The sequence below is a fragment of the Amycolatopsis vastitatis genome, assembly GCF_002234595.1.
Taxonomy (GTDB): domain Bacteria; phylum Actinomycetota; class Actinomycetes; order Mycobacteriales; family Pseudonocardiaceae; genus Amycolatopsis; species Amycolatopsis vastitatis.
The window spans coordinates 190,921-213,205 of record NZ_NMUL01000009.1 but is presented as its reverse complement, the minus strand read 5'-3'; the positions used below and the strand labels follow the sequence as shown (position 1 = coordinate 213,205).

Genomic DNA, 22,285 nt, shown 5'->3' with positions numbered 1-22,285 from the left:
ATCCAGTAGGCACGCCGTGTGTCGCAAAGGTGTTTTGCCACAACACGTTCGAGCGCGCAAGAGCGGGGAGCCGGGCGCGCCGCCCCGAGCCTGTCTGCTATGGCGGAAGATCAGGCAGGCACGGACATGCTCATGAGGACCTCCGAAGGCGTCCCGGTGACCGATCCGCCTGCCGGTTCGATGCTCACCGCGAGCTTGTCGGCGCTCCCGACGCCGTCCGCCACGACCAGGCCGCCGTCGGCGGCCGCCGCGATCACCCCGGCCGAGCGCGGGGCGTCCTTGCCGGTGATCAGCCAGGCTTCGTAGACCTTCCCGCCCGGCTGCGACGGCAGGCCCGCGTCCATCACCATCACGCGGTTCAGCGAGCGCGACAGGACGACCGTCACGCCGCCGCCGGTGGGCGCTTCGCCGTGCGCGGTCTTCGCGTCCGGGGCCGCGAGCAGCGCGGCCACCGGCGCGAACTGCTGTTTCGCCTGGTCGAGGCGGCTCTGCGCGGCCTGCAGCTCCTGCTGCTGGGTCAGCGCGATCCCGCCGAACACGCCGCCCGCGGCGAGCCCGACCACGGCGGCCGCGGCCGCGACGAGGACCGCCCAGCGCGGGGCCCTGACCGAGCGGCGGTGCCGGTCGGGCGAGCCGGGCCGGGTCCGCGGCGGCAGCTGGCGGGTGGCGTGCATGGCCGTCATGACGCGGTCCTTGAAGTACCGCGGTGGCTCCTCGGCCATCGCCGCGCCCAGCCGGGCCGCGGTCGCGCGCAGCTCGGCGACCTCCTGCGTGCACGACTCGCACTGCTCGAGGTGGCGCGCGAACTCCGCGCGCTCGACGTCGTTGACGGCGTCGAGCGCGAAGGCGCCGGCCAGGGTGTGCATCTCCGGTGTGCTCAAGCGGTCACCCCCAGGCAGTCCCGAAGGCGGATCAGCCCGTCCCGGAGCCGCGTCTTGATGGTTCCTTGCGGCGTCGACAGCACTTCGGCCACCTCGCGATACGTATAGCCCTGGTAGTAGGCGAGCAGCACGGACTCGCGCTGCAGGTCGGTCAGGAAGGACAGGCACCGGCGGACCTGCGAGCGTTCGAGGCGCGCGGTGACGGACTCCGCGACCTCGTCGAACGGGCGGCCGCGGGCGGCTTCGAAGGTCGCCTTCTGCTCGCGTTCGGTGCTGGCGCGCGCCGAGCGGACGCGGTCGACCGCGCGGCGGTGCGCCAGCGTCATCGCCCAGTTCAGCGCGGAGCCCTTGTCCGGCGCGTACCGCGTCGCGGTGCGCCACAGCTCGACGAGCACCTCCTGGGCGACCTCTTCGGACTGGGCCGCGTCGCGCACGATCCGCCGCACGAGCCCGAAGATCGGCCCGGCGAGCTGGTCGTAGAGCAGCTCGAAGGCCCGCTCGTCGCCCTTGGCGACGCGCACCATCAGCTCCTCGGCCGTCGGGCCGGCCGGGGTTTCGGAGGGCACCGGCGCCATGTGGCGCGGGCGGGCCGGCTCATCCATGCAGCTGTCCTCCGGCGGTCTGCGGGGTGCGCGGCACGACCGCGGCCTTGCGCAGCCACAGCGTGACGCCGTGGCGGCGGATCAGCGCGGACACCCGCTGCGGGAGCAGCGGCCTGCCCAGCACGAGCCGGGCCAGCCACCGCGGGTTCACCGGGCGGCGAACTCCCCGCAGCGTAGCGACCAGCGGCGTGGCCGTCCCGCGGCGCAACGCGACGGTGAGGTCCAGCAACGCTTCCGGGCGCGGCAGGCGCATCCGGTATTCGCCGTCCATCTCCTGGAACGGCGAGACGTAGAACTCCTTGGCCGCGCGGGCGCGGCCGGCTTCGTCCGGGTGCAGCAGGTAGGCGTGCCGCCCGCCGTAGGTGTTGTGCACCTCCGCCACGACGCACTCGAGCCGTCCGTCCGGGCCGTGGCACCAGTAGACGCTGATCGGGTTGAACGCGTACCCGAGCACGCGCGCGGCGGCCAGCATGACGACCTGGCCGCCGCGCAGGTCGACGCCGCGCTCGGCGAGCCAGGCGTCCAGCTTCTCCCGGATCCCGCGGGGGTCGCCCGCCACGAAGTGGTCGCGGTGGTCGAAGCGCGCGAACGGCCGCAGCCACCACGGCAGCCGCGGCAGGTCGTCGAGGTCCACCCGCCACAGGTAGACGCGGTGGGCGAAGGCGTGCGGCGGGTCGATCCGCCGCACGTGCGCCACCGTGGCGTCGTACAGCGCGGTCGTCACCAGCTCACCCCCAGGCTTTCCGCGGCGCGGGCGCCCGACGCACAGCCGTCTTCGTGGAAGCCCCAGCCGTGGTAGGCACCGGCGTAGGCCACCACGCCGTCGTTGAGCTCGGGCAGCCGTCGTTGCGCCGCAAGGGATTCCGGGGTGTAGACGGGGTGCTCGTACCGCATCTTCGCCACCAGGCGGTCCGGGCTGGGGCCGGCACCCGGATTGAGCGTGACGACGTACCCGGCCGGCTCTTCGAGGCGCATCAGGCGGTTCATGTCGTAGCTGACCTGGACCGCGCCGGTCGGCGCGCCGCAGGCCGGGGCGCGGTAGTTCCACCCGGCCCTGGCGTCGGCCAGCGAGGGCAGCACGCTGGTGTCGGTGTGCAGCCAGGCTTCGTTGGCCGAGTAGCGGAACGCGCCCAGGACCTCGCGTTCGGCGGCGGTCGGGCCGGCCAGCAGCGCCAGTGCCTGGTCGGCGTGCGTGGCGACGACGACCTTGTCGACCCGGTGCGGCGTGTCGGCGTCGTCGCGGATCTCCGCGCCACGGGCGGTCCGCAGCACCGACCGCACCGGCGTCGACGGGTGCACGGCCGTCAGCTGCTTCGCCGCGCGCTCGACGTACTCGCGGGAGCCGCCGTCGACGGTCCGCCAGGCCGGCGAGTTCTTCACCGAGAGCATGCCGTGGTTGCGCAGGAACTCGAACAGGTACCGGGCCGGGTACTTCAGCGTGTCGGTGCGGTCGGCCGACCAGACCGTGGACACCAGCGGCAGCATGAAGTGGTCGACGAAGTAGCGGGTGTAGCCGCCGATGGCGAGGAACGCACCGAGCGTGACGTCCCCGGCGTCCTTCGCGGCCAGGAGCCGCTTCGCGTGGCGGTGGAAGCGCTTGACCTCGGTCAGCATCCGCAGGTACCGGCCGCGCACGAGGTTGCCGCGCTGGGCGAACAGCCCGGACAGGCCCTTGGCACCGGCGTACTGCAGGCCGCAGCCGTCGCAGCGGATGCTCATCGACATCTCCGTGTCGCGCGTGGCCACCCCCAGCTCGGCGAACAGCTTCAGCAGGGTCGGGTAGGTGCGCTCGTTGTGCACGATGAAGCCGGAGTCCACGCCGATCGTGCCGCCGTGCGCGCTCGGCACGTCGTGCGTGTGCGCGTGCCCGCCCAGGCGGTCGTCGGCCTCGAACAGCAGGACCTCGTACTTGCGTTGCAGCAGGTAAGCGGCGGTCAGTCCGGCCACCCCGCTGCCGATGACGCCGATGCGTTCTCCCGTGATCTCCACAGCGGTCCTTCGCAGCCGCGACACGATCGGATTGGCCGGGTCCGGCACCAATCCACACCGCAGGGGAGAGCGAATCCCGGACATGCCGAACAGCACCGCGCACCGCCTCGCTTCGTTCGCCGGGAAGCTCCTGGGCGGACAGCTTCCCGTGGCCTTGCGGACCTGGGACGGAACCCGCGCCGGCCCGGTGGACGCGCCCACCGTGGTGCTGCGCAACCGCCGCGCCCTGCGCCGCCTGTTGTACGCGCCCGGCGAGCTGGGGCTCGCCCGCGCGTACGTCACCGGTGACCTCGACGTCGAAGGAGATCTGGCGGACGGCTTCCGCCGGATCTGGGCTCTCACCCGTGCGGGGGATATCAATCGGGTGAAGCTCGGGCCGCGTTCGTGGTGGGAAGCCGCCGCGCTCGCCGCCCGGCTGGGCGTCATCGGCCCGCCGCCCCAGCCGCCCGCCGAAGAAGCCCGGCTGTCCGGGAAGCTGCACAGCCCGCGGCGCGACAAGTCCGCGATCGCCCACCACTACGACCTGTCCAACGCCTTCTACCAGCTGCTGATGGACGAGTCGATGGCCTACTCCTGTGCGTACTTCACCTCCGAATCGCAGAGCCTCGAACAGGCCCAGCACGACAAGCTGGAGATGATCTGCCGGAAGCTGGGGCTGCGGCCCGGGATGCGGCTGCTGGACGTCGGCTGCGGCTGGGGCTCGCTGCTGGTGCACGCGGCCAAGCACCACGGCGTCGAGGCCGTGGGCATCACGCTGTCGGCCGAGCAGGTGCAGCACGTCCGTGCCCGGCTCGCCCAGCACGACCTGGAAGACCGCGTCGAGGTGCGCCGCCAGGACTACCGCGAGCTGACGGACGCGCCGTTCGACGCGGTCGCGTCCATCGAGATGGGCGAGCACGTCGGTGAGGTCAACTACCCGGCGTACGCGGCGACGCTGCGCCGGATGGTGAAGCCGGGCGGCCGCGTGCTGCTCCAGCAGATGTCACGCGGCGCCGACGCGCCCGGCGGCGGCGCGTTCATCGAGCGGTACATCGCCCCGGACATGACGATGCGCCCGGTCGGCCGGACGCTGGGCCACCTCGAGGCGGCGGGCCTGGAGATCCGGGACGTGCACCCGATGCGCGAGCACTACGTCTGGACTGTCCGGGCCTGGGCCGACACCCTGGAGGAGAACTGGGCCGACGTCGTCGCGCTGATCGGCGAGACCGGCGCGCGGGTCTGGCGGCTGTACCTGGTGGGCGGGGCACTGGCGTTCGAGGAGAACCGGATGGGCGTGGACCAGATCCTGGGCGTGCGGCCGCTCGCCGACGGCACCAGCGGCATGCCGGCGACGCGAGAGTGGTGCTGATGCCGCAGTTGCTCGTCACGGCCGCCGTCACGCTCGTGGCGGTGGTCGTGACCTTCGGGATCGCGCGGGCGCGCCGGCGGTACGACACGGTCGACACGTTCTGGGGGCTCGGCTTCGCGCTGGTCGCCGCCGTGGCCTTCCCGTTCGGGGACGGCCCGCTGCCGCTGCGGCTGACGGTGCTGCTGCTGACCGTCGTCTGGGGCGTGCGGCTGTCGGTGCACCTGCACCTGCGCAACCACAAGCTGCCGGAGGACCCGCGGTACGCGCGGATGGGTTCGGGGCCGCTGCGGATGTTCGTCCGCGTGTACCTGTTCCAGGGCGTGGTGCTGTACTTCGTGTCGCTGCCGGTGCAGTTCGCGATGGACGGCACGGGGTTCGGCGTGCTCGGCTGGCCCGGCGTCGTGGTGTGGCTGATCGGGTTCGCGTTCGAGACGATCGGCGACGAGCAGCTGCGCCGCTTCAAGGCGGACCCCGGCAACCGCGGCCGCGTGCTCGACACCGGGCTGTGGCGCTACACGCGGCACCCGAACTACTTCGGCGACGCGTGCGTCTGGTGGGGCCTCTACCTGCTGGCCTGCTCGACGTGGCCGGGCGCGGCGACGGTCCTCTCCCCCGTCGCGATGACGTTCACCCTGGCGCGCGGGACCGGAAAACCCATGCTGGAGAAGGGAATGGCGCGCACGCGCCCGGCGTACGCGCACTACGTCGAGCGGACGAGCGGGTTCTTTCCGTTGCCGCCCAAGCGCGTCACTCCCCGGTGAGACCGTCGGTCAGCTCGCGCAGCAGATCGAGGTGACCGGCGTGGCGCGCGGTCTCCTCGATCATGTGCGTGAGGACCCAGCGGACGTTGAAGGTCTCGCCGTTGTGCGTCACCTGGTCGTCGAGGTCGTGGTTCGCGACGATGTCCCGGCTGCGTTCACACTGCTTCGCGTAGTCGGCCAGCAGCTCGGGCATCGGCGCCTCGGTGCGGAACTCGGCGTCCGGGTCTTCTTTCAGGCGTTCCTCCCAGGTGTCTTCTTCGCCATCGATGACGACGGCGAACCAGTACCACTCGTTCAGCGAGAGGTGGCCGAGCAGCCCGGCGACCGTCGTCAGCTCGCTGGGCAGGTGGACGAGCCGGGCCTGATCGTCGGGCAGGTCCGAGCACTTCCACGCGACGGTGGCGCGCAGGCGGTCGAGCTGGCTGCTGAGGATGTCGCGCTCGCCGCCGGTGAGCGGGATCTCCGGGCGCTGCGGTCGTTCGGTCATGACCGGGACTCTGCCAGAGGGGTCCGACAGAATTATTACCTTGTGCACGATGTAATCGGGGGCTAGGTTCATGGCGTGCCGGACGAGTTCCTGTTGGAAGAGCAAGCCTGCTTCGCGCTCTACGCGGCGTCGCGCGCGGTGACGGACACGTACCGTCCCCTGCTCGGCGAACTGGGTCTCACCTACCCGCAGTACCTCGTGCTGCTGGTGCTGTGGGAGTCGGACGAGCGGCCGGTCAAGGAGATCGGCGAGGCACTGCACCTGGACTACGGCACGCTTTCCCCGCTGCTCAAACGACTCGAGGCCAACGGGCTGGTGACGCGGACGCGGTGGCCCGCGGACGAACGCACGGTGGTGGTCAGCCTGACCGAGGAGGGCCGGGCGGTGCGCACGCGCGCCGCGGGCGTCCCCTCGGCGATCGGCTGCGCACTCGGCCTCGACGACACTTCGCGGCGGCAGCTCATCGCCACCTTGCGACGGCTGACGGCATCGGTCGCCGCGTACACACCCGAGATCTGAGGAGGCTTCATGCCCAGCCGTGACGCGACCACCCACTGGGTCGGCGGACTGAACAGCGGAAAGGGCGAGGTCACGCTGGACTCGTCCAACGCGGGCACGTTCAACGTGTCGTTCCCGGCCCGCGCGGGCGACCCGGACGGCCAGACGAGCCCGGAGGAGCTCATCGCGGCGGCGCACTCGTCCTGCCTGGCGATGAACCTGTCGGGCGTGCTGGAGTCCCAGAAGCTGACGGCGGACTCGATCGACGTGAGCGCGGAGGTGACGCTGGGCCCGGCGGCCGGCGGCGGCTTCGAGATCAGCGGCATCGCGATCACCCTGCGAGCGTCCATCCAGGGCGTCTCGGCCGAGCAGTTCGCGGAGTACGCGGAGACGGCGGAGAAGACCTGCCCGGTCTCGAAGGCGTTGGCGGGCACGACGATCACGATGGACGCGGCACTGGCCTGAGGTTCGTCCCCGGCCCCTCGCTGTCAGGCGAGGGGCCTGTCACCCGGCGAACTTCGCCAGGTGCGCGATCACCCACGTTCGGCCGAAGTCCGCGAGAACCGCGCCGGAGAAGCGCCCGGCGATCCGGATGTCGGTCCAGAGGGTCATCTTGGGGCCGGCCAGGGTGCCGTGGCTGACGTGAACCTGCGTGGCGCCTTCGGGCCAGCAGAACACGAAGTGGGCATACATGTACATCCACAGCTTGCGGCCTGCCGGGTCCGTTGTCTCCGTTGGTCCTTCGGTCGGGTAAGGGCCGCGGTAGAAGGTCTGCACCCTGGCGCCGAAACGGAATTCCTCGGGCACGAAACCGGGGCGCAGCAGCGGGTCAGTCTTCGACAATGGTGATCGTGCCGGTGCCATCGCAGCTTCCGCAGCCCTTTCCCTTGCAGTCGCCGCAGTGCGAGTGATGTTCTCCATGAGGGAAGCGTGACATCCCTTCGAAGAGGAATGCCAGAGCTACTCTCGTGTGCACATAGAGAGATTATTCGGTTTCCCGCCTGAATTCCTCGGCGATCGAGCAAAGAAGGCCGGTCGCTTCTTCGCCCGTCAGAGCATGTGATCGGAAGAACTCGAACAACTCGAGGTGATAGGCGATGTCTCTCGGGCCACGCAGTGCGACAGTGCCGGAGAACAACTCGACCGTGACGAGCCGTTCGTCGTAGATCACGAAGAGGTTCAAGGGAGATGCCCGGATCTCACTCGACAGCGGGACTACCGAGATCTCGACGTTCTCCCGCTCACTCAGCGCAGCGAGGTTCGCCGACTGGCCAGCCATCACGGAGACCGGCGCTCGCCGCCAGCGGACCGCCTGCTCGGTCAACACGAACTCGAACCGCCGATCCGTTTCCTCCAGCACCCGCTGCCAGGACAACCGGGCTTCGAGCATCTTGTCGACATCACGCTCCGGCCGGCCCTTGACAGTCGAAGTGAGCACCTGCCGCGCGTAGTCCGGCGTCTGAAGCAGGCCGCTGGGGATCGCGGGCAGAAACTGCCGGACCACCTGCGACGACTCGTGCAGCGCCTTGATCTCGAGCTGACCACGCCAAAGCCCGGTGCGCGCCAACGACCGCCAGGAGGTGTACCCGACGTTGGCGACCCGAGCAAGCGCCACGAGCTTTTCGGCGGCATCGTCGGGAACGGCCAGCGCCGCGACGATCTGTTCGACATCGATCACCGATGGGAGAATCTTGCCCGTCTCCATGCGGCTGATCTTCGCCTGGCTCATCGCACATCGGGCTGCCAGCCTTTCGCCCGAAAGACCAGCAGCCTGCCGCAACTCGCGAAGCAGCTCCGCCAAGGTCGCACGCTGCTCATCCTGCTGGTCCGGCTCCAGCATCCCATTCGCCAAACGCCACCCCGTGACTCAAAGCTACCTCTCGCCAACGACGGTACTGCGCCAGATCAGGCTCCTCAACCAGCTCAGCACCGACGAATGTACCGTCGGGATTGTAGTCGAGATGCACCACCATCACCTCGTCGAAAAGCCAGAAATCCTGTTCCGGCAAGTCCCGGTCGTTCTCCGTGATATCGACCATCCGGTAGTCCTCGCCGGCAGCGACATTTCCGGGAATACTCCACGCGCACTGGTAGCGAAGATAATCGGTCAACGGCCGCCGGACCGCTTTGGCGCGCTGAACGGTCCGGCCGGACGCGACAATCTCCTCGATACGGCCACGCCACGCGGCATTGTGCCCCAGAGGGCGTTCACCGCCGGCCAGGAACAGTTCGACATTGGACCGCTCGGCCGGGATCGTGTAGGTCTGCTGCATCTCGAGACGGAACGCCGAGAGCGTGAACTCGTCGAAGTATCTCATCCACTCAGCGCCCAAGCGCACGCAATGCCTCCTCGACGAGTTCCACCGACAGTTCGACAGCCTGTTCATGGGGAGCGGAGACCAGGCCTTCAGCGCTCAGCACCGCGTCACCCTGCAGCACGAGGGTGTTGCGATCCGACAGGTAGACAGTCGGGCACGTACCATCGTCACACGTCCCGGCAAGCTTCCTGAGTTTCATGGTCATCACGGTAGCGAGCACTCTTCGCACCTACAAGATCACGCAGCGTTTAGTCGCGTACTCGCATGAGCGCGTCAGGAAGCCGTGGCCTTCGCTCGATAAGTCGACTTCTTCGCCTGGTTCCCGCAGATCTCCATCGAGCACCACCGCCGCGTCCCGGGCCGCGACGTGTCCAGGAACAGGGCGCCACACCGGGGACCGGCACACCGCCGGACCCGCCCGAACTCCGGTGACGTCACCAAGTCCAGCGCGTCCCGCGCCAGCAACGCCAGCATCGCCGACGCCGGATCCGAAGCCTGCCAACGCAGTTCGCCCGACGAAGTCAGCGAAGGCGCGGGCACCGGCAAAGCCGCGAAGCGGTTCAGCCGGCGGCGCACCGGGTCGCGCACCTCCCCGGTGAGCAGCGAGTGAACAGCCTCCCGCAAAGCACGAGCCTCATCCACCGAAGCGGGCTGGGCCGGGGCCGGGAACGGACCGAACTGGTCGATCCACGCTCCCCACGCCGCCGCGTCCGGGAACTCCTCCGACTCCGATGGCGTGCCGCGGTAGCGCAGCGTGCGGATGAAGTCGAGGCACAGTCTGCCCGCCCCCGAGCGGAATCGGTCCGTCATACGGGTCACAGTACGCCGGAACCGGTTTGACTGGTACCGTCGGGAACCGATCAAACCGGTTCCACATCCTTGGGGGCACGCTCGCATGACCGAGACCGAACAAAAAGCCCCACCAGGGTGGCTCGTCCTGCTCCTGGCCGTCTCTTGTGGACTGACCGTCGCCAACCTCTACTACGCCCAGCCGCTGCTCGCGGAGCTGCGGCACACCTACGGCGTCGGCGAGGCCGCCGCCGGCGGGGTCGTCACCGCCACCCAGATCGGGTACGCCGCCGGGATGCTGCTGCTCGTTCCGCTCGGCGACCGGCTCGAGAACCGCGGGCTCGTCGCCACCCTGCTGGCGCTCGCCTGCGCCGGCCTCGTCGTCACCGGGGTCGCGCCCGGGTTCGCCGTGCTGCTGATCGCCTCGCTGCTGGTCGGGGCCGCGTCGGTCGTCGTGCAGATCCTCGTCCCGTTCGCCGCCGACATCTCCCCCGACGCCATCCGCGGCCGGATCGTCGGGCGGGTCGTGAGCGGGCTGCTGTTCGGCATCCTGCTTTCGCGCGTGGTCGCCAGCCTGCTCGCCGAGGTGACCGGCTGGCGCGTCGTGTTCCTGATCTCCGCCGCGGCGATGGCCGTGCTCGCCGTCGTGCTGCGCTTCATCCTGCCGCGCCGGGCGTCCAAGACGGACGTCCGCTATGGACAGTTGCTCCGCTCGACGCTGGCCATGGCCCGGAAGCACCCGCCACTGCGTCACCGCGCCCTGTACCAGTCGGCGATGTTCGGCGCGTTCAGCGCGTTCTGGACGACCATCGCCTTCGTGCTGACCGCGCCGCCGTTCAACTACTCCCAGCTCGGCGTCGGCCTGTTCGCGCTGGCGGGGGCCGCCGGCGCCGCGGTGGCGCCGCTGGCCGGGCGGTGGTCGGACCACGGCCACGGACGGCGGCTCACCGCGGGCGCCTTCGTGCTCTGCGCCGCGGCCTTCGCCCTCGCCGGGTTCGGCGCGCACAGCGTCGTGCTGCTGGCGATCGCCGCGATCGCCGTCGACTCGTCCGTCCAGACGACGCTGGTGGTCGGCCAGCACACGATCTACCAGCTCGACCCGGCGGCCCGCGCCCGGATCAACAGCGTCTACCTCGGCACGTTCTTCGTCGGGGGCGCGATCGGCTCGCAGGCGGGCTCGATCGCCTACCACCTCGGCGGCTGGACGGCGGTCGTCGTGTTCGCCGGCGTGCTCCCGCTGATCGGCCTGGCCGGGATGTCCCGGACGCGCACCTAGGCGAAGACGTCCTGCCGCGCCGCGACCCACGAAGCGTACGTCGTCCCCGGACGGCCCAGCAGCTCTTCGACGACGCCGGTCGGCGCCTGGGGGTGCCGCAGGGTCTCCTCGAAGCCGTCGAGCAGCCAGTCGACGGCCGCCTCCGGCACGCCGAACCCGACCCACTGCGCGCGCTGCTCGGCGCGGGTCAGCTCGCGGAACCGGATTTCCTTGCCCAGCACCGATTCCAGCGTCGCGACCTGCCCGCGCAGACTGATCGCTTCCGGTCCGCTGAGGACGTGCGTGGCCCCGACGTGCCCGTCCGAGAGCAGCACCCGGCCGGCCACGGCCGCGATGTCGCCGAGGTCGATCGGGGTCTGCGTCGCGTCGCCGTAGGCCATCGCGACCTCCCCCGCGCGGACCATGTCCGCCCAGTCGAGCGTGTTGTTCATGAACGCGCCGGGCCGCAGGAACGTCCAGGCGAACCCGGCGTCGCGGACCGCGGCCTCGACGGCGGCGTACTCGTTCCCGCTGGACCCCTCGTGGCCGTCGCCGACGCTGCTGCCCGACAGCGCGACGACCCGCTCGACGCCCGCCTCCGACGCCAGCTCGCAGAACCGCCGCACGGTCCTCGCCATCGGCGCCAGGTACACCGCCGAGACGCCCTTCAGCGCCACCGGCAGCGTCGACGGCTTCGCGAGCGACCCGACGACCACCTCCGCCTCGGGCGGCAGCGAAGCTCGCGCAGGATCGACGGTCAGCGCCCGCACCGGCACCCCCGCCGCGACCAGCTCGTCGACCACCAACCGGCCGACACTGCCGGTCGCGCCCGTCACCAGGATCGTCATCGCACCCTCCTCGTTTCCGTATGACGTACGAGATCGTACGGCATACGGAATGCCGGGTGCACGTGAAAAAGGACTTCAGGAGGTGATGGTCGGCAGTTCGGGCGCCGCGACGTCGTAGATCTTGCCCTCCTGGGTGAGCAGCGCGGCCAGGACCTTCGCCTTGCGGTCCGTCTGCTCCGCCGTCCCCCAGCGGACGATCTTGCCGCCGGCCAGTGTGAACTCCACGCTCGCCGGCGTCTTCGCCGTCGCCGTCGTGACCTGCTTGAGCAGCTGCTCCGGGATCACGCCGAGCACCGCGGTGACCGCCCGGGTCACCGGGTCGTCCGCCGACACCTTCGGCAGCTTCAGCTCCGGCAGGCCCGGCGGCCGGGCGGAGACCGTCTTGAACACCACGCCGCCGCCGTCGACCAGATGCACTCCGTCGCCGCCCGGGCCGCTGTCGAAGAACGCGATCGCCGTCCGCTCGGTCACCGTGATCTCGACCGTGTTCGGCCACGACCGCGACACCTCGACCGTCGCGATGCCCGGCATCGCCGCCACCCGGTCGCGGATCTCGTCGGTGCTCAGCCGCAGCATCGGCTTGCCGGACGGCACCGCCGCCACCGTGCGGATCTGGTCGGCGGGCACCGTGCGCGAGCCGCTGACCGAGACGTCCTGCGCCCCGAGCATCGAGCTGAAGAACAGCAGGTACACCATCGCCACCAGGGTGAGCACGCTCAGCAGCGCGATCCACCGGCGGCGGATCTCGACGTGGCGGTGGGGCCGGTTGCGCGGACCCGACCGGGAGACGCGGGTCCGGCGGCGTTCCTCTTCGGACCGCCGGCCCCGCCGTTCCCGCGCCAGGGCGGCACGATCCCGTTCGTCCTCTTCGGACGGACGGCGGCGTTCCCTGGTCGAGCTCATGGCCTCAGCGCTTGTCCAGCTCGGCGAGGATCTCCGGGCCCAGCTGCGTCACGTCCCCGGCCCCCATGGTCACCACGAGGTCGCCCGGCTTGGCCAGCCCGGCCACCAGCGGCGCGGCGACGTCGAAGGCCGGCTCGTAGTGCACCGCCGCCGTCACCCGGTCGGCGATCAGCGCACCGGTGACGCCCGGTTCCGGCTCCTCGCGCGCGCCGTAGACGTCCAGCACGACGACCTCGTCGGCCAGCGACAACGCGGAAGCGAACTCCGCCGAGAACGTCTTGGTCCGCGAGTAGAGGTGCGGCTGGAACACCACGAGGACCCGGCCGGTACCGGCCGCCGTCCGCACCGCGCGCAGCTGCGCGGCCACCTCGGTCGGGTGGTGCGCGTAGTCGTCGTAGACGCGGACGTCGCCGGCCCGGCCCTTGAACTCGAACCGCCGCCGCACCCCGCCGAACGCCGCGAGCCCTTCGGCCAGCCCGGACACGGGCGCGCCCAGCTCGATCCCGGCCAGCAGGGCCGCGACCGCGTTCAGCGCCATGTGCTCGCCCGGCACGGCGACCTTGACGTCGAGCGGCTCGCCCCGCAGCGAGATCCGCACGATCCCGCCGTCGGGCAGCGGCTCGTAGGACGTGATTTCGGCGTCGTCGGCCCCGCTGACCGAGCGGCCGTACCGCTGCACCCGGACACCGCGCTTCGCGGCTTCGTCGCCGAGCGCGTGGGCCCCTTCGTCGTCGGCGCAGACGATCAGCAGGCCGCCCGGCTCGATCCGGTCGACGAAGTCCCGGAACACCTTCGTGTAGGCCTCGGCGGTGCCGTGGTGGTCCAGGTGGTCCGGCTCGACGTTCGTCACCACCGCGACCGACGGCACGTACGTCAGGAACGAGCCGTCGCTCTCGTCGGCCTCGGCGACGAAGACGCCGCCCTCGCCGTGGTGGGCGTTGGCGCCGGACTCGTTGAGGTCGCCGCCGATGGCGAACGACGGGTCGAGCCGGCAGTACTGCAACGCCACGGTGAGCATCGACGTCGTCGACGTCTTGCCGTGCGTACCCGCGATGCAGGCGACGCGGTGGCCTTCCATCAGCCCGGCCAGGGCCTGGGCCCGGTGCAGCACCGGGATGCCGGCGGCGCGGGCCGCCGCCAGCTCCGGGTTGGTCTCCTTGATCGCCGTCGAGACGACGACCGCGGACGGCGGCTCCGACAGCGACGAAATGTTCGCCGCGCTCTGGCCCACGAACAGCTCGGCGCCCTGGGCACGCAGCGACAGCAGCGCCCGCGACTCCTTGGCGTCCGAGCCCGACACGAAAGCGCCCCGGGCCAGCAGGATCCGCGCAATACCGGACATGCCGGCGCCGCCGATCCCGATCAGGTGGGCCCGGCGCAGGCTTTCCGGAAGCTCAGGCTGTACCGACTCAGACACCGGCGGCCTCCAGGACGATCTTGGCGAGTACTTCGTCGGCTTGGCGGTGCCCCATGCCGACCGCCGCCGCGCTCATCTTCGCGACGCGGTCGGCGTCGGTGACCAGCGGGACGACGAGTTCGGCGACCTTCGCCGGGGTGAGGTCGGCGTCTTCGACCATCAGCGCGGCCCCGGCGTCGACGGCGGGCCGGGCGTTGCTGGCCTGCTCACCGTTGCCGTAGGGCAGCGGGACGAACACCGCGGGCAGCCCGACCGCGGTCACCTCGGCGACGGTCATCGCGCCCGAACGGCACACCGTGGCGTCGGCCGCCGCGTAGGCCAGGTCCATCCGCTCCAGGTACGGCACCGGCAGGTACGCCGGCCTGCCCGGGAACTCCTGCACGACCAGGGTGTTCTTCGGGCCGTGCGCGTGCAGCACGCCGACGCCGGCGTCCGCGAAGTCCTTCGCCGCGCCCGACACGGCGTTGTTGATCGACACCGCGCCCTGCGAACCGCCGAACACCAGCAGCGTCGGCGCGTCCGGGTCCAGGCCGAAGTGCGCGCGGGCCTCGGCCCGCAGCGCGGCCCGGTCCAGCGACGTGATCGACGGCCGCAGCGGGATCCCGACGACCTCGGCCTTCGGCAGCGGCGTGCCCGGGACGGCGACGGCGACGCGCTTGGCGAACCGCGCGCCGACCTTGTTCGCCAGGCCCGGCGACTGGTTGGCCTCGTGCACGACGATCGGGATGCGCCCGCGGGCGGCCAGGTAAGCCGGGAGGGCGACGTAGCCGCCGAAGCCGACGACGACGTCCGCGCCGACCCGCTCCAGCACCTCGCGGGTCTTCCGCACCGAGTCGCGGACCTTCAGCGGCAGCCGGATCAGCTCCGGGGTCGGCTTGCGCGGCATCGGCACCGGCGGGATCAGCTCAAGCGGGTAGCCGCGGGCCGGGACCAGCTTGTTCTCCAGGCCGCGCTCGGTGCCGAGCGCCACGACCGTCGCGTCCGGGCGCAGCCGCATGACGGCGTCGGCCAGCGCGAGGGCGGGTTCGATGTGTCCTGCGCTGCCACCTCCGGCGACCACGACCACGGGCGCCTTGCCCGTGGCCGATCGCCCGGCTCCCTTGACGGGGTTACTCACCGATGACCTCTCCGGTTCGCGGTACTCCGGGTACCACGGCTCGCTGTTGTCCGCGTGGCCCCGCGAGACGTGGCCGCGCTCGTCCGTGCCGCGCTGCGGCGCACCGGTTCGCGGACCGACCTCCGTCGTTCCTGTGCCGGGGCGGGCCGCGCCGCACGGGGCGCCGGCCTGGCCGCCTTCGCCCCACTCCGTCCCGCCGCCTTGCGAGTGGCCGGCGGGCGGTACGGGTCGGGCGCGGGCAGCCGCAGCAGTCGCCCGAATTTACCCGGCCCCTGTGTGCGCAGTGCGGCCACCGCCTCCGGTTCGTGCCGGGCGGCGTTCGCGAGCACCCCCATGATGAGCATGGTGATCACCAGCGACGTCCCGCCGTAGGAGATCAGCGGCAGGGTGACGCCGGTGACCGGCAGCAGGCCGACGACGTACCCGATGTTGATGCCGGCCTGCGCGACGAGGAACACCGTCAGCGTGCCGGAGACGATCCGGATCCACGGGTCGATGTTGCGGGTGGCGATCCGCAGGCCGACGACGGCGACCCCGCCGAAGAGCAGCAGCACGACGACGCAGCCGATCAGCCCGAGCTCTTCGCCGATCAGGGCGAAGATGAAGTCGTTCTGCACGTTCGGCAGGTAGCCCCAGTTGGAGGTGCCCTGGCCGAGACCCTTGCCGAGGAACCCGCCGTCGGCCAGCGCGAGCTTGGCCTGGTTGGCCTGGAAGCCCTCGGCGGTGACGTCGGCGTCCGGCGAGAGGAACGACATGACCCGGGCGAGCCGGTAGGGCGCGATGACCGCGAGCACGAGCACGCCGGCCAGGCCGCCGGCGAGGATCACCCCGAACAGCCGTTTCGGGGCGCCGGCGAACCACAGCAGCGCCAGCAGGACGACGGCGAGGGTGACCGTGCCGCCGAGGTCGGGCTGCAGCATGACCAGGGCGAACATCAGCAGCGCGATCGGCACCACCGGCACCAGCAGGTGCCGCCACTGGTGGATCACGTTGTACTTGATGACCAGGATGTGGGCGCCCCAGAAGGCCAGCGCGACCTTCGCGGCCTCGACGGGCTGGAAGGTGAACTCGCCGATCTTGAACCAGCCCTGCGAGCCGTTGACCGTCGAGCCGAGCGGGGTGAGCACGAGCACCAGCAGGCCCAGGCAGATCACCGTCGCGGTGGCCGACATCCGCCGGATCCGCTCCAGCTTCACCCGCAGGCCCAGCCAGAACACGACCGAGCCGATGGCGACGAACACGAGGTGCTTGACGAACAGCGAGTACACGCCGCTGCCGGTCTTCGGGTTGTAGGAGGCGACCGACGACGCCGACAGCACCATGACGATGCCGATGACGGTGAGCACGCCGGTGAGGGCGAGCACGAGGTGGAACGACGCCAGCGGGCGCGAAAGCCACGCGGTCAGCGCGGTCCGGACGGCGACGAACCCGCTCTCCTTGCGCTCGCGGCGTGGCCGCTTCGGCGGTACACCGGGCTTGGGGTCAGCTGTCGTCACTCGGCTCCCCCGCTGCGTCGTCGCGCAGGACACGCACGGCCGCGGCGAACGCGTCGCCGCGCGCGCCGTAGCTCGAGAACATGTCCAACGACGCCGCGGCGGGTGCCAGCAGCACCACGTCTCCGGGCCGGGCCATCGCGCTGGCCGCACTCACCGCCGCAGTCATGGGTTCATCGTCACCCGGACGGAGGCTGTTCACCGGGACATCCGGCGCGTGTCGCGCAACAGCGGCGGCGATCACGGGTGAATCGACGCCGAGGAGCACGACTCCGCGCAGGCGGCCCGCGATGCTGCTCACCAGCTCGTCGACGGAGGCGCCCTTGAGCTGGCCCCCGGCGATCCACACGATCGACTCGTGCGCCCGCAGCGACCCGGCGGCCGCGTGCGGGTTGGTCGCCTTCGAGTCGTTGACGTACCGGACCCCGGCCACTTCGGCGACCTCGACGGCCCGGTGCGGCGCGGGCTGGTACTCGCGCAGGCCCTTCAGCACGGCGTCCGGCGAGACGCCGTGGGCGCGGGCCAGCGCGGCCGCGGCGAGGGCGTTCGCGACGTTGTGCGGGCCCGCCGGGCGGACGTCGGACAGCGTCGCGAGCTCTTCGGCGCTGGTCGCCGGGTCGGCGACGAAAGCCCGGTCGACCAGCAGGTCCTCGACGATCCCGAGTTCACCGGCGCGCGGGGTGTCGAGCTGGAAGCCGACGCGACGGGCGCTCTCCGGAGCGTGCTCTTCGGCGATCCGGGTGGACCACTCGTCGTCGGCGTTGTGCACGGCGACCTTGGTGCGGGCGTACACGCGTCCCTTGGCGGCCGCGTACTCGTCCATCGAGCCGTGCCAGTCGATGTGGTCCTCGGCCAGGTTGAGCACCACGGCGGCGTCCGGGGCCAGCGTCGAGGACCAGTGCAGCTGGAAACTGGACAGCTCCACAGCCAGCACGTCGTAGCCGGCGCGGACCGCGTCGAGCGCCGCGTAGCCGATGTTCCCGCAGGCCACGGCGTTGCTGCCGGCCGCCTTGAGGATCGACTCGAGCATGCCGACCGTGGTCGTCTTGCCGTTGGTCCCGGTGACCACCAGCCACGACGGCGGGTGCTCGCGCAGCCGCCCGACCCGCCAGGCCAGCTCGACGTCGCCGATCACCTCGACACCCGCCTCGGCGGCGGCCACGAGCAGCGGCGACGTCGGGCGCCAGCCCGGGCTGGTGACGACGAGGACCGTGCCCTCGGGAGGCTCGGTCAGGCCCGGGACCAGCTCGGCCCCGAGGCCTTCCAGCTCGGCGAGACGGTCGGCGTTGCCGTCGGTGACCGTGACGCGCGCGCCAAGGTCGACGAGCACGGGCACGATCGACTTCCCGGTGACCCCGGCCCCGGCGACGAGAACGTGACGACCCGCGATCTCCAACTTCCGACCTTCCTCCCCGCCACCGCCCTCAGCGGAGGCGCTTCGCGCCACTGGTTCTATCCTCCGAAGCCCAGCTGCTCGCTGTAGAACAAGCCCAGCCCGAACATGCAGCAGATCGCCGAGAGCAGCCAGAACCGGATGATCACCGTGGTTTCGGCCCAGCCGGCGAGCTCGAAGTGGTGGTGGAAGGGCGCCATCCGGAACAGCCTTCGCCGGGTCGTCCGGAACACCGCGATCTGCGCGACCACCGAGATCATCTCGACCATGAACAGGCCGCCGATGACGATGGCGAGCAGCTCGGTGCGGGTGGTCATGGACAGGCCGGCGACCAGGCCGCCGAGGGCCAGCGAGCCGGTGTCGCCCATGAAGATCTTCGCCGGGGCCGCGTTCCACCACAGGAACCCGACGCAGGCGCCGGTCGCCGCGGCGGCGACCACGGCCAGGTCCAGCGGGTCGCGGACGTCGTAGCAGGCCTGCGCCGGGCCGTTCGCGCAGTTGAGCCGCTCCTGCCAGAACGAGATGACGACGTAGGTCGCCAGCACCATCGCCGCCGAGCCGCCGGCCAGGCCGTCGAGGCCGTCGGTGAAGTTCACCGCGTTCGACCAGCCGGAGATCACGATGTAGCAGAAGATCACGAAGATCACCGACGGGAAGGTGATCAGCGCGAGGTCACGGACGTAGGAGAGGCTCTCCGACGCCGGCGTGAGCCCCTGCTCGTTCGGGAAGTTCAGCACCAGGATCGAGAACGCGATGGTGACCACCAGCTGCCCGACCAGCTTCGCGGTCTTGTTCAGCCCCAGGTTGCGCTGCTTGCGGATCTTGATGAAGTCGTCGAGGAACCCGACGATCCCCAGGCCCACCGCGAGCATCAGCACGAGCAGCCCGGAGGCCGTCGGCGCGCCGCTGCGGGAGTTGAACATCCAGTTGATCAGGTGGGCGGCGAAGTAGCCGACGACCATCGCGATGATGATCGCGACGCCGCCCATGGTCGGCGTGCCGCGCTTGGACTTGTGTCCCTGGGGGCCTTCCTCGCGGATCTCCTGGCCGAAGCCCTGCCGGGAGAAGACCCGGATCAGGTAGGGCGTCAGCATGATGGAGACCAGCAGGCCCGCCGCGGCCGCGATCAGGATGCTGATCACGCGTCACCACCGTTCGAGCGTTCGGACTTGTCGGTCGGGCGGGGGTCGAGCAGGGCCTCGACGACGCGCCAGAGACCGGCGGACTTGGACGCCTTGACCAGCACCACGTCCCCCGGCCGGAGCTGGTCGCGTAGCAGGGTGACGGCGGCTTCGACGTCGGGGACCAGGGCGGCTTCCTCGCCCCAGGAGCCCTCGTGGCACGCGCCCTGGTGCATGGCCGCGGCCTCGGGGCCGATCACGACGAGCTTGGCGATGTTGAGCCGCACGACGAGCCTGCCGATCTCGTCGTGCGCGGTGACCGAGTCCGCGCCGAGCTCGGCCATCACGCCGAGCACGGCCCAGGACCGGCGGCCGGTCTCCCGCGTCATCGCCGCGAGGGCCTTCAGGCCGGCCCGCACCGACTCGGGGTTGGCGTTGTAGGAGTCGTTGAGGAAGGTCACGCCGTCGGCGCTGGTGACGACCTCCATGCGGCGCGCGGAACGCTGTTCGAGCCCGGACAGGCGGGTGGCGATCTCCGTCGGCGTCGCGCCCAGCTCCAGCGCGACCGCCGCGGCGGACAGCGCGTTGCCGACGTGGTGCTCGCCGTGCAGCGGCAGCTTGACCGAGGCTTCGCCGGCCGGGGTGATCAGCCGGAAGGACGCGCGGGCCTCGTCGTCGAGGGTGATGTCGGCCGCGCGGACCTGCGCGGACGCGCTCTCGCCGACGTACACCACCCGGGCCTTCGTGCGGCTCGCCATGGCCGCGACCAGCGGGTCGTCGAGGTTGAGCACCGCGAGGCCGTCCTCGGGCAGGGCCTCGACCAGCTCGCCCTTGGCCTTCGCGATGCCTTCGCGCGAACCGAACTCGCCGACGTGCGCGGTGCCGACGTTGAGCACGACGCCGATCTTCGGCGGCGCGATGTCCGCCAGCTCGGCGATGTGCCCGAGCCCGCGCGCGGACATCTCCAGCACCAGGTGCCGGGTCTGGGCGTCGGCGCGCAGGGCCGTCCACGGGTGGCCGAGCTCGTTGTTGAACGACCCGGGCGGCGCGACCGTCGGGCCGAGCGGCTCGATCAGCTGGGCGATGACGTCCTTGGTGGAGGTCTTGCCCGAAGAGCCGGTGACGCCGACGACGGTGAGCTCGCCCTCGGCCAGTCGCCGCACGACGTACCGGGCGAGCTTCCCGAGCGCGGCCAGCACCGCGGCGCCGGAGCCGTCCTTGTCGGCGTGCAGCGCGAACGCCCGCTCGTGGGTCTCGCCCGCGGCGGGCCGCGGCACGACGATCGCGGGCGCGTCGACCTCGCGGGCGGCCAGCACGGCCACGGCACCGGCCTCGACGGCCTGGGCGGCGAAGTCGTGGCCGTCGACCTTCGCCCCGGGCAGGGCGACGAACAGGCCGCCGGGCGCGAGCTGCCGGGTGTCGAACTCCACGCTGCCGGTCACTTGCGCGCCCCCGTCGGCGCGGTGCAGCCGGCCGCCGACGACGTCGGCGATCTCGGCCAGGCTGAGCACGATCACACACTCACCTCGAGTTTGTTGCGAATGGCCGCGGCCAGTTCGTCGCGGTCGGAGAACGGGTGCACGACACCGCCGGCCTCCTGGCCGGATTCGTGCCCCTTGCCGGCGAGGAAGACGATGTCCCCCGGCTCGGCGAGTGAGACGGCGTGCGCGATGGCCTCGCGGCGGTCGGCGATCTCGATGATCTCGGCCGGCCCGGCCGCGCGGGCGCCGGCGAGCATGGCGGCGCGGATCGCCGCGGGGTCCTCGGAGCGGGGGTTGTCGTCGGTGACGATCAGGACCTCGCTGCGGCGGGCCGCGGCCTCGCCCATCATCGGGCGCTTGGCGGTGTCCCGGTCGCCGCCGCAGCCGAGCACGGTGATGATCCGGCCGTCCGCGCGGGCCCGCAGCGCGTCCAGGCCCTGGGCGACGGCGGCCGGCTTGTGGGCGTAGTCGACGACGGCGGTGAACTCCTGGCCGACGTAGACGCGCTCCATCCGGCCCGGTACCTGCACCTGCGCGAGCCCGGCGACGATGTGCTCGATGCCCACGCCCGCGGTGCTCAGGATCGCGGCGGCGAGCACGGCGTTGGCGACGTTGAACTCGCCGGGCAGCGGGATCCGGGCGCGGGCGCTGACACCGTCCGGGCCGTCCAGGGTGAACGTCTGCTCACCCTGCGGCGTCGCCTCGAGGTCGGTGGCCTTCCAGGCCGCGTCGGTGCCGGGGTCCGTGGTCACGGTGATCGTCTGCGGGGTGAGCAGGGCCTGTCCCCACGCGCTGTCGACCACGACGACCTCGGTGGTCGAGCGGCCGTCGAACAGCAGGGACTTCGCGGCGAAGTACTCCTGCATGTCCTTGTGGAAGTCCAGGTGGTCCTGGGAGAGGTTGGTGAACGCCCCGACGGCGAACCGGGTGCCGTTGACGCGGCCCAGCGCGAGCGCGTGGCTGGAGACCTCCATCGGCACGTGCGTGACGCCGCGCTCGAGCATCACCGCGAGCAGGGCCTGCAGGTCGGGCGCCTCGGGCGTGGTGAAGCCGCTGACCAGGCGCTCGCCCGCGATGCGGGTCTCGACGGTGCCGATCAGGCCGGTGGTCAGGCCGGCGGCCTGGAGCCCGGCGTCGACCAGGTAGGACGTCGTGGTCTTGCCGGAGGTGCCGGTGACGCCGAGGACGGCCAGCCGCAGCGACGGCTCGCCGTAGATCCAGGCGGCGATCTCGCCGAGGGCGGCACGCGGGTCGGCGTGGACGAGGATCGGGACGCCGGCGTCGCGCAGCGCGGGCCGCTCGGCGCCGTCGGCGTCGGTGAGCACCGCGACGGCCCCGGCGGCGACGGCCTGGTCGCTGAAGTCGGCGCCGTGGGCGCGGGCGCCCGGCAGGGCGGCGAAGAGGTCACCGGGCAGCACGTGCTGCGCGCGCAGCGTGGTGCCGGTGACGGTGAGCTCGGCCGCGTCGGGCGAGCCGGCGATCAGGCGGGCGTCCGCCCGGGCGAGGAGGGTCGCCAGCGGGACCGGGACGATGCGCGCCGGGCGTGGCGGCGCGGGGACCGCTTTCACCGGGCTTTCCGGCACC

At 71.5% G+C, this 22,285-nt stretch carries 24 protein-coding genes; 5 read left to right on the top strand and 19 right to left on the bottom strand.

The window, feature by feature from the left end:
* Window positions 1-110 precede the first annotated feature (110 nt).
* Genes CF165_RS12065 through CF165_RS12050 form a run of 4 tightly spaced genes read right to left on the bottom strand, consistent with a single transcriptional unit; the run spans window position 111 to window position 3,472 of the window.
* Window positions 111-881, bottom strand: coding sequence for an anti-sigma factor (locus CF165_RS12065; RefSeq protein ID WP_240521548.1), 771 nt, complete (start codon window positions 879-881; stop codon window positions 111-113).
* Complete coding sequence (gene sigK / locus CF165_RS12060) at window positions 878-1,483, bottom strand: ECF RNA polymerase sigma factor SigK (protein WP_143268550.1); 606 nt, start codon at window positions 1,481-1,483, stop codon at window positions 878-880. Before sigK ends, CF165_RS12065 begins: the two co-directional genes overlap by 4 nt.
* Window positions 1,476-2,210, bottom strand: a complete 735-nt coding sequence (locus CF165_RS12055; protein ID WP_093947673.1) for a DUF1365 domain-containing protein — start codon at window positions 2,208-2,210, stop codon at window positions 1,476-1,478. The genes sigK and CF165_RS12055 overlap by 8 nt, the downstream gene beginning before the upstream one ends.
* The gene (locus tag CF165_RS12050) at window positions 2,204-3,472 is read right to left on the bottom strand and encodes an NAD(P)/FAD-dependent oxidoreductase (RefSeq protein ID WP_093947561.1); all 1,269 of its coding nucleotides are present in this window, start codon (window positions 3,470-3,472) and stop codon (window positions 2,204-2,206) included. Before CF165_RS12050 ends, CF165_RS12055 begins: the two co-directional genes overlap by 7 nt.
* 82 nt (window positions 3,473-3,554) lie before the next feature.
* On the opposite strand from CF165_RS12050, the gene CF165_RS12045 reads away from it, so the two are divergent.
* Both CF165_RS12045 and CF165_RS12040 read left to right on the top strand, forming a co-directional pair.
* On the top strand, window positions 3,555-4,820 hold the full coding sequence (locus tag CF165_RS12045) for a class I SAM-dependent methyltransferase (RefSeq protein WP_093947560.1): 1,266 nt from the start codon (window positions 3,555-3,557) through the stop codon (window positions 4,818-4,820).
* Complete coding sequence (locus tag CF165_RS12040) at window positions 4,820-5,581, top strand: DUF1295 domain-containing protein (RefSeq protein ID WP_205660828.1); 762 nt, start codon at window positions 4,820-4,822, stop codon at window positions 5,579-5,581. Before CF165_RS12045 ends, CF165_RS12040 begins: the two co-directional genes overlap by 1 nt.
* Here CF165_RS12040 and CF165_RS12035 read toward each other — a convergent pair.
* Window positions 5,568-6,068, bottom strand: coding sequence for a DinB family protein (locus CF165_RS12035; RefSeq protein ID WP_093947559.1), 501 nt, complete (start codon window positions 6,066-6,068; stop codon window positions 5,568-5,570). The two genes, CF165_RS12040 and CF165_RS12035, sit on opposite strands and share 14 nt — an antisense overlap.
* Window positions 6,069-6,143: 75 nt before the next feature.
* Between CF165_RS12035 and CF165_RS12030 the strand changes: the two genes are divergently transcribed.
* Together CF165_RS12030 and CF165_RS12025 are read left to right on the top strand one after the other, a co-directional pair.
* Window positions 6,144-6,587, top strand: coding sequence for a MarR family winged helix-turn-helix transcriptional regulator (locus CF165_RS12030; RefSeq protein WP_093947558.1), 444 nt, complete (start codon window positions 6,144-6,146; stop codon window positions 6,585-6,587).
* A 9-nt stretch (window positions 6,588-6,596) separates the two neighbouring features.
* Window positions 6,597-7,031 carry an OsmC family peroxiredoxin gene (locus CF165_RS12025; protein WP_093947557.1) on the top strand — a complete coding sequence of 145 codons (435 nt, stop codon included), beginning with the start codon at window positions 6,597-6,599 and terminating at the stop codon, window positions 7,029-7,031.
* A 39-nt stretch (window positions 7,032-7,070) separates the two neighbouring features.
* Here the strand turns inward: CF165_RS12025 and CF165_RS52525 are convergent, their stop codons facing one another.
* The 5 genes from CF165_RS52525 to CF165_RS12000 form a co-directional block, all read right to left on the bottom strand.
* The gene (locus CF165_RS52525) at window positions 7,071-7,487 is read right to left on the bottom strand and encodes a hypothetical protein (protein WP_240521547.1); all 417 of its coding nucleotides are present in this window, start codon (window positions 7,485-7,487) and stop codon (window positions 7,071-7,073) included.
* Window positions 7,488-7,551: 64 nt separating this feature from the next.
* Window positions 7,552-8,406 (bottom strand): helix-turn-helix domain-containing protein, encoded by an 855-nt coding sequence (locus CF165_RS12015; protein ID WP_093947556.1) that lies wholly within the window; start codon window positions 8,404-8,406, stop codon window positions 7,552-7,554.
* Window positions 8,381-8,884, bottom strand: coding sequence for a DUF6879 family protein (locus CF165_RS12010; RefSeq protein WP_240521546.1), 504 nt, complete (start codon window positions 8,882-8,884; stop codon window positions 8,381-8,383). The genes CF165_RS12015 and CF165_RS12010 overlap by 26 nt, the downstream gene beginning before the upstream one ends.
* A 4-nt stretch (window positions 8,885-8,888) precedes the next feature.
* Window positions 8,889-9,083, bottom strand: a complete 195-nt coding sequence (locus CF165_RS12005; protein WP_167441420.1) for a hypothetical protein — start codon at window positions 9,081-9,083, stop codon at window positions 8,889-8,891.
* 74 nt (window positions 9,084-9,157) lie between these two features.
* Window positions 9,158-9,694: a CGNR zinc finger domain-containing protein gene (locus CF165_RS12000; RefSeq protein WP_093947554.1), complete on the bottom strand. Its 537-nt coding sequence runs from the start codon at window positions 9,692-9,694 to the stop codon at window positions 9,158-9,160.
* Window positions 9,695-9,779: 85 nt separating this feature from the next.
* Here CF165_RS12000 and CF165_RS11995 point away from each other — a divergent pair, with 85 nt between their 5' ends.
* Window positions 9,780-10,949, top strand: a complete 1,170-nt coding sequence (locus CF165_RS11995) for an MFS transporter (RefSeq protein ID WP_093947553.1) — start codon at window positions 9,780-9,782, stop codon at window positions 10,947-10,949.
* Here CF165_RS11995 and CF165_RS11990 read toward each other — a convergent pair.
* From CF165_RS11990 to CF165_RS11950, 9 genes are all read right to left on the bottom strand, one after another.
* Entirely contained in the window at window positions 10,946-11,776 is an 831-nt protein-coding gene (locus tag CF165_RS11990) for an NAD(P)H-binding protein (RefSeq protein WP_093947552.1), read from the bottom strand. The two genes, CF165_RS11995 and CF165_RS11990, sit on opposite strands and share 4 nt — an antisense overlap.
* A 75-nt stretch (window positions 11,777-11,851) precedes the next feature.
* On the bottom strand, window positions 11,852-12,679 hold the full coding sequence (locus CF165_RS11985) for a cell division protein FtsQ/DivIB (protein ID WP_093947551.1): 828 nt from the start codon (window positions 12,677-12,679) through the stop codon (window positions 11,852-11,854).
* Between the two features lie 4 nt (window positions 12,680-12,683).
* A complete protein-coding gene (gene murC / locus CF165_RS11980; RefSeq protein WP_093947550.1) occupies window positions 12,684-14,096 on the bottom strand; it encodes a UDP-N-acetylmuramate--L-alanine ligase in 1,413 nt (470 codons plus the stop codon).
* On the bottom strand, window positions 14,089-15,213 hold the full coding sequence (murG, locus tag CF165_RS11975) for an undecaprenyldiphospho-muramoylpentapeptide beta-N-acetylglucosaminyltransferase (protein ID WP_093947549.1): 1,125 nt from the start codon (window positions 15,211-15,213) through the stop codon (window positions 14,089-14,091). Before murG ends, murC begins: the two co-directional genes overlap by 8 nt.
* Window positions 15,210-16,709, bottom strand: a complete 1,500-nt coding sequence (gene ftsW, locus CF165_RS11970) for a putative lipid II flippase FtsW (protein ID WP_093947548.1) — start codon at window positions 16,707-16,709, stop codon at window positions 15,210-15,212. The genes murG and ftsW overlap by 4 nt, the downstream gene beginning before the upstream one ends.
* Complete coding sequence (gene murD, locus CF165_RS11965; RefSeq protein WP_093947547.1) at window positions 16,696-18,102, bottom strand: UDP-N-acetylmuramoyl-L-alanine--D-glutamate ligase; 1,407 nt, start codon at window positions 18,100-18,102, stop codon at window positions 16,696-16,698. The genes ftsW and murD overlap by 14 nt, the downstream gene beginning before the upstream one ends.
* A gap of 56 nt (window positions 18,103-18,158) precedes the next feature.
* A complete protein-coding gene (gene mraY / locus CF165_RS11960) occupies window positions 18,159-19,241 on the bottom strand; it encodes a phospho-N-acetylmuramoyl-pentapeptide-transferase (RefSeq protein ID WP_093947546.1) in 1,083 nt (360 codons plus the stop codon).
* On the bottom strand, window positions 19,238-20,737 hold the full coding sequence (locus tag CF165_RS11955) for a UDP-N-acetylmuramoyl-tripeptide--D-alanyl-D-alanine ligase (protein WP_093947545.1): 1,500 nt from the start codon (window positions 20,735-20,737) through the stop codon (window positions 19,238-19,240). Before CF165_RS11955 ends, mraY begins: the two co-directional genes overlap by 4 nt.
* Window positions 20,734-22,269 (bottom strand): UDP-N-acetylmuramoyl-L-alanyl-D-glutamate--2,6-diaminopimelate ligase, encoded by a 1,536-nt coding sequence (locus CF165_RS11950; RefSeq protein ID WP_093947544.1) that lies wholly within the window; start codon window positions 22,267-22,269, stop codon window positions 20,734-20,736. Before CF165_RS11950 ends, CF165_RS11955 begins: the two co-directional genes overlap by 4 nt.
* Between the last annotated feature and the right edge of the window lie 16 nt (window positions 22,270-22,285).

Excerpts from the sequence above, each read along its gene's own strand:
- sigK (WP_143268550.1), bottom strand. The coding sequence starts at position 1,483 with ATGGATGAGCCGGCCCGCCCGCGCCACATGGCGCCGGTGCCCTCCGAA.
- CF165_RS12045 (WP_093947560.1), top strand. The coding sequence starts at position 3,555 with ATGCCGAACAGCACCGCGCACCGCCTCGCTTCGTTCGCCGGGAAGCTC.
- CF165_RS12040 (WP_205660828.1), top strand. The coding sequence starts at position 4,820 with ATGCCGCAGTTGCTCGTCACGGCCGCCGTCACGCTCGTGGCGGTGGTC.
- CF165_RS12035 (WP_093947559.1), bottom strand. The coding sequence starts at position 6,068 with ATGACCGAACGACCGCAGCGCCCGGAGATCCCGCTCACCGGCGGCGAG.
- CF165_RS12025 (WP_093947557.1), top strand. The coding sequence starts at position 6,597 with ATGCCCAGCCGTGACGCGACCACCCACTGGGTCGGCGGACTGAACAGC.
- CF165_RS52525 (WP_240521547.1), bottom strand. The coding sequence starts at position 7,487 with ATGGAGAACATCACTCGCACTGCGGCGACTGCAAGGGAAAGGGCTGCG.
- CF165_RS12015 (WP_093947556.1), bottom strand. The coding sequence starts at position 8,406 with ATGCTGGAGCCGGACCAGCAGGATGAGCAGCGTGCGACCTTGGCGGAG.
- CF165_RS12010 (WP_240521546.1), bottom strand. The coding sequence starts at position 8,884 with ATGAGATACTTCGACGAGTTCACGCTCTCGGCGTTCCGTCTCGAGATG.
- CF165_RS12005 (WP_167441420.1), bottom strand. The coding sequence starts at position 9,083 with ATGAAACTCAGGAAGCTTGCCGGGACGTGTGACGATGGTACGTGCCCG.
- CF165_RS12000 (WP_093947554.1), bottom strand. The coding sequence starts at position 9,694 with ATGACGGACCGATTCCGCTCGGGGGCGGGCAGACTGTGCCTCGACTTC.
- CF165_RS11995 (WP_093947553.1), top strand. The coding sequence starts at position 9,780 with ATGACCGAGACCGAACAAAAAGCCCCACCAGGGTGGCTCGTCCTGCTC.
- CF165_RS11990 (WP_093947552.1), bottom strand. The coding sequence starts at position 11,776 with ATGACGATCCTGGTGACGGGCGCGACCGGCAGTGTCGGCCGGTTGGTG.
- CF165_RS11985 (WP_093947551.1), bottom strand. The coding sequence starts at position 12,679 with ATGAGCTCGACCAGGGAACGCCGCCGTCCGTCCGAAGAGGACGAACGG.